At 62.1% G+C, this 13,484-nt stretch carries 12 protein-coding genes; 5 read left to right on the forward strand and 7 right to left on the reverse strand.

The features are described 5' to 3' along the window. Positions 1-254: 254 nt before the first annotated feature. Complete coding sequence (locus ABLE85_RS01490; protein ID WP_348791428.1) at positions 255-1,070, forward strand: cell wall hydrolase; 816 nt, start codon at positions 255-257, stop codon at positions 1,068-1,070. A 100-nt stretch (positions 1,071-1,170) separates the two neighbouring features. Here the strand turns inward: ABLE85_RS01490 and ABLE85_RS01495 are convergent, their stop codons facing one another. The 6 genes from ABLE85_RS01495 to aceA all read right to left on the reverse strand — a co-directional run bounded on the left by ABLE85_RS01495 (position 1,171) and on the right by aceA (position 7,154). Continuing rightward, on the reverse strand, positions 1,171-1,854 hold the full coding sequence (locus ABLE85_RS01495) for an outer membrane protein (protein ID WP_348790917.1): 684 nt from the start codon (positions 1,852-1,854) through the stop codon (positions 1,171-1,173). Positions 1,855-2,018: 164 nt separating this feature from the next. Beyond that, on the reverse strand, positions 2,019-3,305 hold the full coding sequence (locus tag ABLE85_RS01500; RefSeq protein ID WP_348790918.1) for an FAD-binding oxidoreductase: 1,287 nt from the start codon (positions 3,303-3,305) through the stop codon (positions 2,019-2,021). A 15-nt stretch (positions 3,306-3,320) separates the two neighbouring features. Then, positions 3,321-4,754 (reverse strand): glutamine synthetase family protein, encoded by a 1,434-nt coding sequence (locus tag ABLE85_RS01505; RefSeq protein WP_348790919.1) that lies wholly within the window; start codon positions 4,752-4,754, stop codon positions 3,321-3,323. A 101-nt stretch (positions 4,755-4,855) separates the two neighbouring features. Further along, complete coding sequence (locus ABLE85_RS01510) at positions 4,856-5,317, reverse strand: response regulator (protein ID WP_348790920.1); 462 nt, start codon at positions 5,315-5,317, stop codon at positions 4,856-4,858. Positions 5,318-5,564: 247 nt separating this feature from the next. Then, entirely contained in the window at positions 5,565-5,804 is a 240-nt protein-coding gene (locus tag ABLE85_RS01515; protein WP_348790921.1) for a hypothetical protein, read from the reverse strand. Between the two features lie 60 nt (positions 5,805-5,864). Next, complete coding sequence (aceA, locus tag ABLE85_RS01520) at positions 5,865-7,154, reverse strand: isocitrate lyase (protein ID WP_348790922.1); 1,290 nt, start codon at positions 7,152-7,154, stop codon at positions 5,865-5,867. Between the two features lie 245 nt (positions 7,155-7,399). On the opposite strand from aceA, the gene ABLE85_RS01525 reads away from it, so the two are divergent. Next, positions 7,400-8,833, forward strand: coding sequence for a short-chain fatty acyl-CoA regulator family protein (locus ABLE85_RS01525; protein ID WP_348790923.1), 1,434 nt, complete (start codon positions 7,400-7,402; stop codon positions 8,831-8,833). Between the two features lie 294 nt (positions 8,834-9,127). Here the strand turns inward: ABLE85_RS01525 and ABLE85_RS01530 are convergent, their stop codons facing one another. Next, the gene (locus tag ABLE85_RS01530; protein WP_348790924.1) at positions 9,128-9,325 is read right to left on the reverse strand and encodes a hypothetical protein; all 198 of its coding nucleotides are present in this window, start codon (positions 9,323-9,325) and stop codon (positions 9,128-9,130) included. A gap of 195 nt (positions 9,326-9,520) precedes the next feature. Here ABLE85_RS01530 and ABLE85_RS01535 point away from each other — a divergent pair, with 195 nt between their 5' ends. The 3 genes from ABLE85_RS01535 (at position 9,521) to ABLE85_RS01545 (ending at position 13,322) form a co-directional block, all read left to right on the forward strand. Next, positions 9,521-10,468 carry a DMT family transporter gene (locus ABLE85_RS01535; protein ID WP_348790925.1) on the forward strand — a complete coding sequence of 316 codons (948 nt, stop codon included), beginning with the start codon at positions 9,521-9,523 and terminating at the stop codon, positions 10,466-10,468. A gap of 198 nt (positions 10,469-10,666) precedes the next feature. Continuing rightward, positions 10,667-12,013 carry a glutamine synthetase family protein gene (locus tag ABLE85_RS01540; RefSeq protein WP_348791429.1) on the forward strand — a complete coding sequence of 449 codons (1,347 nt, stop codon included), beginning with the start codon at positions 10,667-10,669 and terminating at the stop codon, positions 12,011-12,013. A gap of 211 nt (positions 12,014-12,224) precedes the next feature. Further along, on the forward strand, positions 12,225-13,322 hold the full coding sequence (locus ABLE85_RS01545) for a polyamine ABC transporter substrate-binding protein (protein ID WP_348790926.1): 1,098 nt from the start codon (positions 12,225-12,227) through the stop codon (positions 13,320-13,322). The last annotated feature ends 162 nt before the right edge of the window (positions 13,323-13,484 follow it).

Raw genomic sequence — 13,484 nt, forward strand, 5'->3', positions numbered from 1 at the left:
CTTCCGGGGCCGGGTGAGGCTTTGGAAGATCATTTGTGGATTCAGCATGTTACGGTGTCGCCCATGCTTGGAATCAGGGTCGTGGATGCTTTGATCCAGACACCCATCTGGGCTCTCGCTTTCTTGCGGCATGTGTCACAATGTTAGCGCCGTGCCGCAAAATGTTGCGGTTTTAGCCACTTTTCAGCCGGGAAATTACTACTTCTAGAGCGCGGGCCGGGGCGTTCTAGGAGTAAGGGGCCCGCTTGAAATATCTGGAGAGGGTGAGGGCGTGTCTGGCGCTCGGCACCGTCATCTCCGCCTGCTTTCTTGCCGGATGTACCACGCAAGGAACTGGCGGCGTGACGGACGACATCAAGACTTCGTCCATCAGCAAGATATCATCCGTGAAAACGTCCTATGCCTACTCGGCGAAAGACAAGGAGTGTCTTGCCCGCGCAATGTTCTTCGAGTCCAACCGATCGAGCCGCGAGGGACTTGTCGCCGTCGGCACGGTGGTGATGAACCGGCTGAGATCCGGCGAATATGGCGATACCGTTTGCCAAGTCGTCGGCCAGAAGGGGCAGTTCGCGCCCGGCGTGCTGACGCGGAAGATGGAAACAGACGCGCTTCCCGACGTGGTCGCGGCGGCCGATTCCGTGCTAAAGGGCGAGCGCCATCCGGCGGTGAAGAACGCCATGTTCTTCCACACTGCCGGTCTGCGCTTCCCCTACAAGAACATGCACTATGTGCTGCAGGCCGGCGGCAATGCGTTCTATGAGAAGCGCGACCGGCACCGCGTGCTTCGCCCCGGCGTTGAGGCGCAGGTGGCCGAGGCTGCCGTGCAGAACCAGGAGGGAGTGGAGCCGGGCACTGCGGTGGCCATGAAGCAGGCAGGTCGCACGGGGACGGGCCAGAGCGTGGCTGCTGCTACGCCACAGATGATCGGAGGAGCTGTTGTCCAGCGGGTAGCCGCAACCACTGCGACCGTCGAGCAGAGCGCGTTTGCCTATGAGGCCGACCCGAAGGCGGCTAGCGCGATCGGAGCGCTGATCGCTACACAGAACAGGCCCATGCCACGGGTCGAATAAAGGTGAGGGCTGTGCCTTCGGGCTTCGAGTCTGTGCCTCTAACACAAAAAAAGAACCCGACGCTTGCGTCGGGTTCTTTTTGTTGCGTTGAGACGGTTCGTCAGAATTTGTAGTTGAGGCCGAATCGGATGCTGTTGGCCGTCCATCTGACGCGGGCATTGTCGTCTTCATGTCCACGAAAATCGTGCCTGCCCAGGTCGGTATACATATACTCGACCTTGCCCGTGAGCTGGTCGGTAAAGGCATATTCCAGACCAGTACCGGCGGCCCAGCCGAACCTCGTGTCGCTATCGCTGACTCTACTTTCATCATTATGATCAAAGGTCGAGAATCTCACGTGGCCGTAGGCCGCACCAGCGGTCACGTAAGGCAGGAAGCGGTCATAGGCGTAGCCGAGACGCGCTCGCGTTGTGCCGAGCCAACCGTTCTTGGAGTCGCAATCGAAGTTCCCGTCCCGGCAACCATCGGTATCACCCCTGTTGCCCGACCAGGCGAGATCGGTCTCAAGGCCCAGCACCACGTTGTTGTCGAATTGATAATTATAGCCGGCCGTACCGCCGATCAGGCCACCATTGGCGTGGTGGTGGCCATCGAAGTCGGAATGCTCAAAGTCTGCGTGCACTCTGCCCCAGTTGTAGCCGCCGACGATACCGACATAGAAGCCCGTCCAGGTGAAGATCGGCGTATAGACGACCGGCTCCACTATATCAGCCGCAAAGGCCGCGCTTGTCGTGGAAAGAAGCACTGCGACAAGGCCAGCGCGTAGAACACTGCTTTTGGTCAAGATTGCCTCCACTCGAAAGAAGTTCGATTAAGACGTCACAATCACCCCGTGCTGCAGTTACCATATGTCAAGTCGGCCTCCAATGCTGTCGCAATCATGCAACAGTCCACAAAGACTTGCGCAGTTACTTTGCGCAAGTCTTTTATTTGTAAGTACAAGAGAGATTAGATCCGGTCGCGCAGGGCGAACCAGTTGAGTGCCAGGAAGAGCAGCGGTGTGCGGAAACGCCGGCCGCCGGGGAAGGGCGGGATCTTCAGTTCCTCGAAGAGCTTCAGCCGGTCGCGATTGCCGGCCACTGTCTCCGCATAGAGCTTGCCGACGAAATTGGACAGCATCACGCCGTGCCCGGAATAGCCGCCGGCGAAGATCACGTTCGGCATTACTTCGCGCACATAGGGTTTTCTCGGCACGGTGATGCCGACATAGCCGCCCCAGCCATGCGTGATCTCGACGTCCTTGAGGCCAGGATAGAGTTCGGCGATCTGCTTGCGGATGTGGATGTGGATGTCCTTGGGATCGTCCACCGCATAGACCTCGCGCCCGCCGAACAGCAGCCGTCCGTCCGTCGACTTGCGGAAATAGCGCACGACGAAGCGTGAATCGTCGACCGACTCGCCGCCGGGAATCACCGGGCTGTCGGCGCCCAGAGGCACCGTGGCGCCGATGAAGGAGCCGATGGGCATGACATGGGCCGAGCTCATCGGTTCCAGCCTGCCGCCATAGGCGTTGACCGCGATCAGCCCCTTGTCGGCGGTGATGGTGCCGAAGGGCGTGGTCACCCGCACCTTGCCGTCGGACGAGGTGATGCCGGTGGCGGGCGTCTTCTCGAACAGCTGTGCGCCGGCGGCCGCCGCGACGCGGGCGGTGCCGATGACGAGCTTCAGCGGGTGGATATGGCCAGTGCCGGTGTCGCGCGTGCCGCCGAAATAGGCGGTCGAGCCGAGGCGCTCGGCCGTCTCCTTCGCATCCATGAAGCTAATGTGGTTGTAGCCGAAGCGCGTGGCCATGATCTCGGCATGGGCCTTGTAGGCATCGACGAAGCGCGGCTTGTGCGCCACCGACATCTGGCCCGGCATGAAGTCGATCTCGATTTCATGCGTGCGGGCGAAGTCGAGAAGATGGGACTTCGCCTCCTCTGCGAGATCGAAGAGCGCCTTTGCCCGAGTGAGGCCGAATTCGGCTTCCAGTTCCTCGGCCCAGGCGCGCTGACCCGTGCCGAGCTGGCCGCCATTGCGGCCCGAGGCGCCGTCGCCGAAACGATGCGCCTCGATCAGGACGACATTGACGCCGGCCTTGGCCAGATGCGCTGCCGCCGACAGGCCGGTGAAGCCGCCGCCAATGATGACGACGTCGACCGCGCGATCGCCGTCGAGGGCAGGATAGGCCGGGCGTTCCCCGGCCGTCGCCTCATACCAGGAATGGCCGGGCGAAATGGGACTGCTGTAGCTCATGGGGACCGACCGTCGTCAAACGTTGAGAAGCAGGTATTCCCGCTCCCAAGGGCTGATCACTTCCATGAAAGTCTCGAACTCGGCGCGCTTGATGGCCGCGTAAGTGGTCACGAAGGGCTCGCCCAGCATCGCCCGTAGGTCCTCGTCGTGCTCGAACAGGTCGACGGCCTCGAGCAGGCCGCGCGGCAGGTCGATCTCGGCCTCATTGGCCGTGGTCAGGATCGCCGCGTCCGGCTTCAAGCCCTTGTTCATGCCGATCAGCCCGCAGGCCAGCGAGGCAGCCAGCGCCAGATAGGGGTTGGCGTCGGAGGAGGGGATGCGGTTTTCCACGCGTCGCGCGGCGGGGTCGGAGCGGGGCACGCGGAAGGCGACGGTGCGGTTGTCGTAGCCCCACTTGTTGTTGACCGGCGCGGAGGCGGCCTGGGTCAGTCGGCGATAGGAGTTCACATAAGGCGCAAACATCACCAGCGCGTTCGGCACATGGCGCTGCATGCCACCGAGGAAGTTGAAGAAGGCTTCCGTTTCAGAACCGTCAGGGGCCGAGAACACGTTCTGGCCCGTCTTCCGATCGATGACGGACTGGTGGATGTGCATGGCCGAGCCCGGCTGGCCCTGGATCGGCTTGGCCATGAAGGTGGCATAGGTGTCGTGCTTGAGCGCCGCCTCGCGGATGGTGCGCTTGAACATGAAGACCTGGTCGGCAAGCTCGATCGGATCGCCGTGACGCAGATTGATCTCAAGCTGGCCCGCGCCTTCCTCGTGGATCAGCGTGTCGATCTCCAGGCCCTGGCTTTCGGAAAAATGATAGATGTCGTCGATCAGTTCGTCGAACTCGTTGACGCCGGCGATGGAATAACCGGCGCCGCCGCCGATCGGCCGGCCGGAGCGACCGACGGGCGGGGTCAGCGGATAGTCGGGATCGGGGTTCTTGCGGACAAGATAGAATTCGATTTCCGGTGCGACGACCGGCCGCAGGCCCTTCGCCTCATAGGCGGCCACAACGCGCTTCAATACGTTGCGCGGCGTGAATTCGACCGAGCGCCCGTCCTGATGGACGAGGTCGCAGATGACCTGCGCTGTCGGATCTTCTTCCCAGGGAACCGCACTGAGGGTGGAGAGATCGGGCACCAGCTTCAGGTCGCCATCGTCTTCGGGGTAAGCAAAGCCGTTGCCGTCTTCGGGATAGTCGCCGGAGATCGTCATCATGAACGGCGCGGAAGGCAAAGCCAGCGATGTGTTGGAGGTGAATTTGCTGGACGGCATCATCTTGCCGCGCGCGACACCCGCCTGGTCGGGGGTGATGCATTCGATATCTTCGATACCGCGCCACTCAAGCCATTCGCCGACTTCCTTCCAATTCTTCACGCCACGCAGGTTTTTCACAAATGCGGGCACACGAGTACGTCCCCCGACCTTCGAGGGGCGAACTTCCTTTTTAGGGGCAGGCATCAATCACCAAGATTTGTTTCGGATGCCTGAGTATAGCCACTCGTCATGACGGAAGAAAAGGGGTTTGAGGTCTTTTGACGCGGAGTCGTCTGCCTGCGGCCTTATCCGCGCACGCGCTCCAGCAGACGCTCAAGCATCGGCTGCAGCAACTCGGGCGTTATTGGCTTGGCGACCGCGATGTCGACCGCGACGAGCGGGGCAAGATCGTCCGCGCTCATGATGCGGGGCGTCAGCAGGATCACGCCCGGAACGTTCTTGCCGAACTGCCGGCGAAGCGCCTGAAGGGGCTGCATCAGCATATCGCAATCCCGGTTGTCGGCGCCGCCGTCGAGGACGATGGTGGCGGGAACGAGGGTTTGCAACGTTTTCAGGGCTGCTTCGGGCTCTTCCGAGAGCGGCCGCAGGCCCGAATTCTCAATGATGCGCGAGACCACCACGCGGTTTATGGGCGATCTGCCGACAACCAGCGCCTTGCCGGGGTCGATGCTTGGGGTCAGTGGCCCGATAAGCGGCGCGACGATAGAGCTAAGCTCGGAGTCGCGAGCTGATCTTATGAGTGACAATGAACCCGCTCCCCCGAATTTTCAATTTTAAGTTGAGTATGCGGTGCAAATAGGCCGATGCGTTCATACACGTCAAGCGCAATTGCCCGCAATGTCGAAGCGAGTGAAAATCGAATAATACTGATGAAGTCTTATAATACGAAAGTCGTATCCGTCCCGTGAACGGAAACGAACATCACCCGCACGAAAGACGTGCGGGTGATGTTGTCTTGCTCGCAGGGTCGAGGCGGCAGGTTGCTGCCGAATGCTAACGCGAAGATTGAGTGACGATCACCGGGATGAGCAGATCGCCCCAGTTGCCATTGGCATCGTGATGCCGAGCTGAGCGCACGAGCTCGACCGACACGCCCGCCTCCACCGCTTTCATAACCGACTGGTTGAGGCGGTGCAGGTCATTGGCGACGATGCGGATCGCGGCCTGTTGTTCGGGGCTCATGGCTGAAGACTGCTCCTCGGCTCGTTCTTTGACGCGTGTTCTGGAAGCCATTGTGGTGTTCCTCTCTGGTCCCGCGCCGGCATGGCCGGGCGGGACACTGCTGGACTTCGACTATTCCGCCGCCGGGCGGAACTGGTCGTGTTCGGTGGATTCTTTCATCGCCGTGGTCGAAGACTTGCCGCCGGTGATGGCGAGCGAGACGGCGTCGAAGTAGCCGGTGCCGACCTCGCGCTGGTGCTTGGTGGCAGTGTAGCCGTTGGCCTCGGCTGCGAATTCGGCCTCCTGCAGCTCCGAATAGGCGGCCATCTGCCGATCCTTGTAGCCACGCGCCAGCTCGAACATGCCGAAGTTGAGCTGATGGAAACCGGCCAGCGTGATGAACTGGAACTTGTAGCCCATGGCGCCCAGTTCGCGCTGGAACTTGGCGATCGTGGCGTCGTCGAGGTTCTTCTTCCAGTTGAACGACGGCGAGCAGTTGTAGGCCAGCATCTTGCCCGGATGCGCCTTGTGCACGGCTTCGGCGAACTTCCTGGCCTGGCCGAGGTCCGGCTTGGACGTCTCCATCCAGATCAGGTCGGCATGCGGCGCATAGGCGATGGCGCGGGCGATGCAAGGCTCGATGCCGTTCTTTACTTGGTAGAAGCCCTCGGTCGTGCGGCCGGCGTCGTAGTCGACGAAGGGCCGGTCGCGCTCGTCGATGTCGGAGGTCAGGAGCTTGGCGGCTTCGGCGTCGGTGCGGGCGACGATCAGCGTCGGCACGCCCATGACGTCGGCGGCGAGGCGCGCAGCGTTGAGATTGCGGATGTGGGCGGCGGTGGGGATCAGCACCTTGCCGCCGAGATGGCCACACTTCTTTTCGGACGCAAGCTGGTCCTCGAAGTGGACGCCGGCGGCACCCGCCTCGATGAAGGCCTTCATGATCTCGAAGGCGTTGAGCGGGCCGCCGAAGCCGGCTTCCGCATCGGCCACGATCGGCGCGAACCAGGTCTCGACCGACAGGCCCTTGCCCTCGGAGACCTCGATCTGGTCGGCGCGCTGCAGCGTGCGGTTGATGCGCTTGGCAAGCTCGGGCGCGGCATTGGCCGGATAGAGCGACTGGTCGGGATACATGGCGGATGCGGTATTGGCGTCGGCGGCCACCTGCCAGCCGGAGAGGTAGATCGCCTTCAGTCCGGCGCGCACCATCTGCATGGCCTGGTTGCCGGAAAGGGCGCCGAGCGCGTTGACGAAGTCCTCCTCGTGGATGAGCTTCCACAGCCGGTTGGCGCCCATTTCAGCGAGGCTGTACTTGATCTGCACCGAGCCGCGCAGCCGCTTTACCGTCTCGGCGTCATAGGGGCGCTCGACGCCGTCGAAACGGCCTTCGGGGGCGGACGGGACGAGGTTGTAAAAATCAGTCATAGCGTGCTCCAGGTCATCGAAGAGGGCTCTTCTCGATGGCGCTTTGCTTGAGTGTTGCACCAGCGATGTATGACGAAATTTACATTGCGCTGCAAAGAAGGCGAGGGGAAAGCAGAAATCGGCGCCAGAAATAGGGAAAACCTGTATTGTGTTTGACCGTGTCGGGCTGTAAAATTGTAAATTATGTAAAAGGCGATTGGACGATGAAGTTCGCGCCTCGCCTGTAAATGAATGTAAAGATCACTATGGCCGAGCAAAAAATCTTCGCCGGGCCGCGCATCCGCCGCATCCGCAACGCCAAGGGCCTGACCCAGACGGCGATGGCCGAGGGGCTCGGCATCTCGCCCTCCTATCTCAACCTCATCGAACGCAACCAGCGGCCGCTGACCGTGCAGCTCATCCTGAAGCTCGCCTCGGTCTACAAGGTCGATCCGGAGGAACTGCAGGGCGAGGCGCGCGGGTCGATCGCGGCGCTGCGGGAAGTTTTTTCCGACCCGCTTCTGGCGGGCGAACTGCCGGGCGACCAGGAGCTGGTCGAGCTTTCCGAGGGCGCGCCGAATGCGGCGGCGGCGGTGATAAAGCTTTTCCGCGCGTATCGCGAACAGGCCGAGCGTCTGTCGGACCTCTCGGAACTGTTGGCGCGCGAGGGCCGCACGACCGCCCTGTCCGGAGCCAGGCTACCGATCGACGAGGTGCGCGAAGTGTTCGAGCGTCGGCCGAACCATTTCGCCGCATTGGAGGAGGAGGCGGAGGCTTTTACCGCCGTGCTCGACGCCGGTGACGACCTCTTCGCGGCGCTGAAGGCGTGGCTGAAGCGCGAGCACGGCATCGTGGTGAAGGTGCTGCCGGTGGCCACCATGCCCAACTGGCGCCGCCGCTACGACCGGCATTCGCAGCGGCTGTTCATTTCCGAGCGGCTATCGCCCTTCGATCAGCTTCGGGAGGTGGCGATGGAGGCGTGCCTGATGCGCATGTCGGTGGCGGTCGCGGCCGAAATCCAGGCGCTGAAGCTGTCGTCCGACGAGGCGCGGCGGCTGGCGCGCTTCGAGCTCGGCCGCTATGCGGCGCATGCGCTAATGATGCCGTACCAGGCCTTCCAGTCGGCGGCGCTTCGGGCGCGCTACGACGTGGACGTGCTGAAATCGCGCTTCGGCGTCTCCTTCGAGCAGGCGGCCAACCGGCTGACCATGCTGCAGCGGCCGGGTGCGGCCGGCGTGCCCTTCTTCATGCTGGAGGTGGACAATGCGGGAAACCGCTTCCGCAAGGCCGGCGCTCAAGGGTTTCCGCAGAGCCGCTTCGGCGGAGGGTGTCCGAAGCTGCCGGTGCATGCGGCTTTCGCCCAGCCCGGCCAGATATTGGTCGAGGCGGTGGAGATGCCGGACGGGGCCGAGTTTTTGTGCGTGGCGCGCACGTTGGAAGGCCCGCAAGGCGCCTTCAACGAGAGACCGCGTCGCACCGCGCTGCTGCTGGGTTGCGACATCGGCTTCAAGGACGAGATCGTTTATGGCGCCGCACTGCCGGGCGCGCCGGGCAGGATGGGGCAGGGGGCTACACCTGTGGGGCCGGCTTGCCGGTTGTGCGAGCGCACCGGCTGCCTGTCGCGCGCTGAGCCGCCGGTGACGCGCCCGCTGGGGCTGGACGAGATGGTCACGGGGCTGAGTGCGTTCGATTTTCAGTGAGCGTCGGTATTATTGGTCCGGAAAAAGGGCAGCGATGTCCCTGTGGCCATGAATAACCGCGACAATGAATATCTGGCCTTCATTCTCATCAAAGCGATAAAAGACGAGATGGCTGCGCACGACAAGGGCGCGATAGACTGAGTTGTAAACGCGCGCTGACAGAGGAAATTCTCTCAGGCGTTCACAAGCGGCAAAGATATCTTCTACATTGGCGTCCGCGCACGTCTGTTGTCAGGTGAAATGTATTCGTGAAGTGCTGATAAGTCATCGTATGCTTGGTGCAGCCAGACGAGCTTATTTCCCATATCTGGCCCGAAAAGCGGGCACCACCTCTTCATGCGGTTTCGCACCGCCGCGAGCCTCAGCCGCGGCAAGATGCGCGTCGATCTTTTTGCGCAATGCCATGTCCATCAACGCTCGCCCAAGCTCTTCCTGATCGGCTTCTGAAAGCGCTTCCGCCGCGCGGATGGCGTTTCTCAGTGTCTGGTTCATCCGACAACTCCTGCCTGACCAACATATAGCATCTTTGCTTGGCATGACGAAATCGCCTCGCGAGCGTCCAGAAGGTGCCACAACCGCTCGTAGCCGCTGGACCACGAACCGGGGGGAGGTTTGGTCTACGCAGCTTGGACTGCGCCTGTCGCCCACAGGCATGCGCAGCCGGGGGGAAACGACGATGGTCCAGCCATGACAGAAGCCGCCGTTTCACACGCAGGCCACCAGAATTCCGGGCGCGACGAGCGCGTCGGCGTGCTGCTGGTGTTCCTTTCGGCGCTGATGTGGAGCTTCGGCGGCGCCATCGCCCGGTTCATCACCGCCGGCGACAGCTGGAGCGTGGTGTTCTGGCGTTCGGTCTGGGCTGTCGTTTTCCTGATCGGTTTCATGATCTGGCGCGACGGCGGCCGGGGTACGCTGCGGCTGTTCCGCGGCATGGGCTTGCCGGGCCTCGCCGTGGCCGTGTGCTTCGCAACCGCCTCGACCGCCTTCGTGGTTGCGCTCGCCTACACCACCGTGGCCAACATCCTCCTGATGCAGGCCGGCGTGCCGCTGCTGGCGGCGCTGATGACGTGGGCGTTGTTTCGCGAGCGTATCTCGCTTCCCACTTGGGCTGCGATCGCAGCGGTGATCTGCGGCGTCGGCATCATGGTGTCGGAATCCTTCAATGGAGAGGTTTCGCCGATCGGCGACGGCCTGGCGCTGCTGATTGCGGTGATGTTCTCGATCGCCACGGTGATCACCCGCCGCTTCGCCCATGTGCGCATGACGCCGGCGACCTGCCTGGGCGCGGTCTTTGCCGCGCTGTTCGCGGCTGCCCAGGCCGGAGAGTTTGCCGTGTCGGCGCGCGACATGGCCTTCCTTTTCGCCTTCGGCGCGATCAATCTCGGCCTGGGGCTCGCTTTCTTCGCCACCGGCGCCCGGCTGGTTCCGGCCGCCGTCGCGGCTCTTCTGGGGACCTTTGAACCGATTCTCGGACCCATCTGGGTCTGGCTCATCCATGGCGAGGTGCCGTCTGTGCGCACCATCGTGGGCGGCACTGTGGTGTTCTCGGCATTGCTGGTGCACATCGGGTTGGAATTCAGGCGCCAGTCACGTTTGCCGAGATCAACGACCATCGGCATGCCGTCTCCCCATTGACAGAACTGTTGCGGCAAGGGCAGGTTATGTGGTCTGCAACAATTAAACAGGTATATCTTGCGTGAAGTAGCCGGAAGCGCTCAAACCGGAACCAATCATTCCATCAGCGGAACTTCTTTCATCCACGGCCTCCCGGCCGGAAGAAAGCGTCCTCCCGAAGAGCCTCCGGCCTCGGCCGTCGAGAAAAAATCCAGCTTCATCTCCCCTGAGCACGAGGCCGAATACCGCGCCTTCGTAGAAAAGCACCCCGACCTCGAAGCGGTGGAATTCCTGCTGGTCGATCCCAATGGGGTCATGCGCGGCAAATGGGCTCCCGCCGATGCGCTCAAAAAGGCGTTCCAGGAGGGCGTGAACTTCCCCATGTCGCTGCACGGGCTAGACGTATGGGGCCGCGAGGTCGCCGAAACCGGCCTGCACATCGAGACTGGCGACCAGGACGGCTATTGCCGTGCGACGCGCGGCTCGTTGTCGATCGTGCCCTGGGCCAAGCGCAAGACTGCGCAGGTGATGCTGCAAACCTTCTCGCCCGAGGGCGAGCCGTTCATGGCGGATCCGCGCCAGGTGCTGAAGCGCAAGGTCGCCGAGATCAACGCCAGGGGTTACTTCCCGGTCGTCGCCTTCGAGCTCGAGTTCTACCTGCTCGACCCGGAAGTGGAATGGGACGACGGCATGCCGGCCCCGGTGGGCGCCACCGCCGGCCCAGACCGTCTGCGCATGTACGGGCTCGACGATCTGTCCGAGCAGGCGGAACTGTTCGACATGATCCGCGATGCAGCCGACGCGCAGGGCCTGCCGATCGACACGATCATCAAGGAAGCAGCGCCCGGCCAGTTCGAGGTCAACCTCAAGCATCGTGCCGACCCGCTGCGGGCGGCCGACGACGTCATCATGCTGCAGCGTCTGGTCATCGGCTGCGCCCGCGCGCACGGCCTGACGGCGACCTTCATGGCCAAGCCGTTCCTCGAATATGCCGGCAACGGCATGCATGTGCATGCTTCCATGCTGGATGCCGAGGGCCGCAACATCTTCGGCGGCGAGGGCGGACGCAAGAAGCTCGAGTCGGCCGTTGCCGGGCTGTTGAAGACCATGCCGGAATCGCTCCTGCTGTTTATCAATACCTGGAACGGCTTCCGTCGTATCACGCCCGGCTCCTACGCGCCGACGCGTGCCGTCTGGGGCGAGAACAACCGCTCCGTCGCCCTGCGCATTCCCGTGGCCTCCGAGGAGAACAAGCGTCTCGAACACCGCATCGCCGGTGCAGACGCCAATCCCTACCTGGTCATGGCGACCCTGCTCCAGGGCATGCTCGAGGGCATCGAGAACGAGGATGTTCCGCCGCCGCCGGTCGTCGGCAACGCCTATGACGAGGGCGGGCTCTTCCTGCCCGACGACATGGACGAAGCCTTGCAGCTCATGGCCAAGAGCACCTTCATCGAGCGCGCGCTTGGACCGCTGTTGGCCAAGGTCTATCAGGACCTGAAGCGGGCCGAGATTCTCGCCTTCTGGGCCGAGATCACGCAGCTGGAGCGCACGACCTACCTCTGATCGCGGTTGGGCGGACCGCCCGGCCGTCGAAAAGACCGTGATCCAACAACAGGATTAAGCTTGCCCCCGTAACGTTGGGGCAGGCTTTCGCCCCGGTCGGCGAGCACATTTCATGCTTGTCGCCCTTTCTGAAGGCCAATAGGCTGAACCTCAAACCCGGTCGCGATGGGCTTGTTGCGGGCCGGGAAATGGAAATGACGGAGGAACTGAAATGATTCGCAAAGCGCTTTGGCTCACCGCCACATCGGCTCTTGCGACGTTTATGACCGTGAATGCCTTTGCGCAGGAGCGTGTCGTCAACGTCTTCAACTGGTCCGACTACATCGACAGTTCGATCCTCGACGACTTCACCAAGGAAACCGGCATCAAGGTCGTCTACGACGTCTTCGATTCCAACGAAATCCTGGAAACAAAATTGCTGGCCGGCGGCAGCGGTTATGACGTCGTCGTGCCGAGCGCGAACTTTCTCACCCGCCAGATTTCTGCCGGTGTTTTCCAGAAGCTCGACAAGTCGAAGCTGCCGAACCTGAAGAACATGTGGGATGTGGTGAGCGAGCGTACTGCGAAATACGACCCCGGCAACGAATATTCTATCAACTACATGTGGGGCACGGTCGGCCTCGGTTACAACGTCAAGAAGGTGAAGGAAGCGCTGGGCGTCGAGGAACTCGACAGCTGGGACTACCTCTACGACCCGGAAAAGCTGTCGAAGCTCGCCGATTGCGGCATTCACGTCCTCGATTCGCCGAGTGACATGGTTCCGTCGACGCTGAAATATCTTGGTCTCGATCCGGAATCGAGCTCGCCCGAGGATCTGGCCAAGGTCGAGGAGGCATTGCTCAAGATCCGGCCTTATGTCCGTAAGTTCCACTCGTCCGAATACATCAATGCGCTGGCCAATGGCGACATCTGCTTTGCCGTTGGCTGGTCGGGCGACGTGTTCCAGGCGCGTGACCGCGCCGAGGAGGCCAAGCAGGGCGTCGAGGTCAACTACACGATTCCCAAGGAAGGCGCCGAAATGTGGTTCGACCAGATGGCGATCCCCGCCGACGCACCGCATGTCGAGGAGGCGCATGAGTTCCTCAACTACATCATGAAGCCGGAAGTGGCCGCGAAGGCGACTAACTACGTCTACTTCCCCAGCGGCAACAAGGCCGCGCAGGCCTTCGTGAACAAGGAGATTCTCGATGATCCGGCGGTCTATCCGGATGACGAGATGATGGCGAAGCTGTTCACGGTCTCGCCCTATGACACGAAGGCGCAGCGCAACATCACGCGCATGTGGACCAGGGTCGTGACCGGACAATAAGAATCGACGATGAGGGTCCCGCGAGAAAGGCTCGCGGGACCCTTTTCGGAAGCCTCTTTGTGAACTCAATTGGCTGTGAGTCCACAGACTGGTTTCCGCCAGGCAGCGATCCGCAATCGGGAAAATAGCCCGGACGGTCGCGTTGCCTGTCACAACAGGATG

Origin of the sequence: Mesorhizobium sp. KR1-2, from assembly GCF_040045035.1 — a bacterium.
Classification (GTDB): domain Bacteria; phylum Pseudomonadota; class Alphaproteobacteria; order Rhizobiales; family Rhizobiaceae; genus Pseudaminobacter.

Excerpts from the sequence above, each read along its gene's own strand:
- ABLE85_RS01500 (WP_348790918.1), bottom strand. The coding sequence starts at position 3,305 with ATGAGCTACAGCAGTCCCATTTCGCCCGGCCATTCCTGGTATGAGGCG.
- ABLE85_RS01505 (WP_348790919.1), bottom strand. The coding sequence starts at position 4,754 with ATGCCTGCCCCTAAAAAGGAAGTTCGCCCCTCGAAGGTCGGGGGACGT.
- ABLE85_RS01515 (WP_348790921.1), bottom strand. The coding sequence starts at position 5,804 with ATGGCTTCCAGAACACGCGTCAAAGAACGAGCCGAGGAGCAGTCTTCA.
- aceA (WP_348790922.1), bottom strand. The coding sequence starts at position 7,154 with ATGACTGATTTTTACAACCTCGTCCCGTCCGCCCCCGAAGGCCGTTTC.
- ABLE85_RS01525 (WP_348790923.1), top strand. The coding sequence starts at position 7,400 with ATGGCCGAGCAAAAAATCTTCGCCGGGCCGCGCATCCGCCGCATCCGC.
- ABLE85_RS01530 (WP_348790924.1), bottom strand. The coding sequence starts at position 9,325 with ATGAACCAGACACTGAGAAACGCCATCCGCGCGGCGGAAGCGCTTTCA.
- ABLE85_RS01535 (WP_348790925.1), top strand. The coding sequence starts at position 9,521 with ATGACAGAAGCCGCCGTTTCACACGCAGGCCACCAGAATTCCGGGCGC.
- ABLE85_RS01545 (WP_348790926.1), top strand. The coding sequence starts at position 12,225 with ATGATTCGCAAAGCGCTTTGGCTCACCGCCACATCGGCTCTTGCGACG.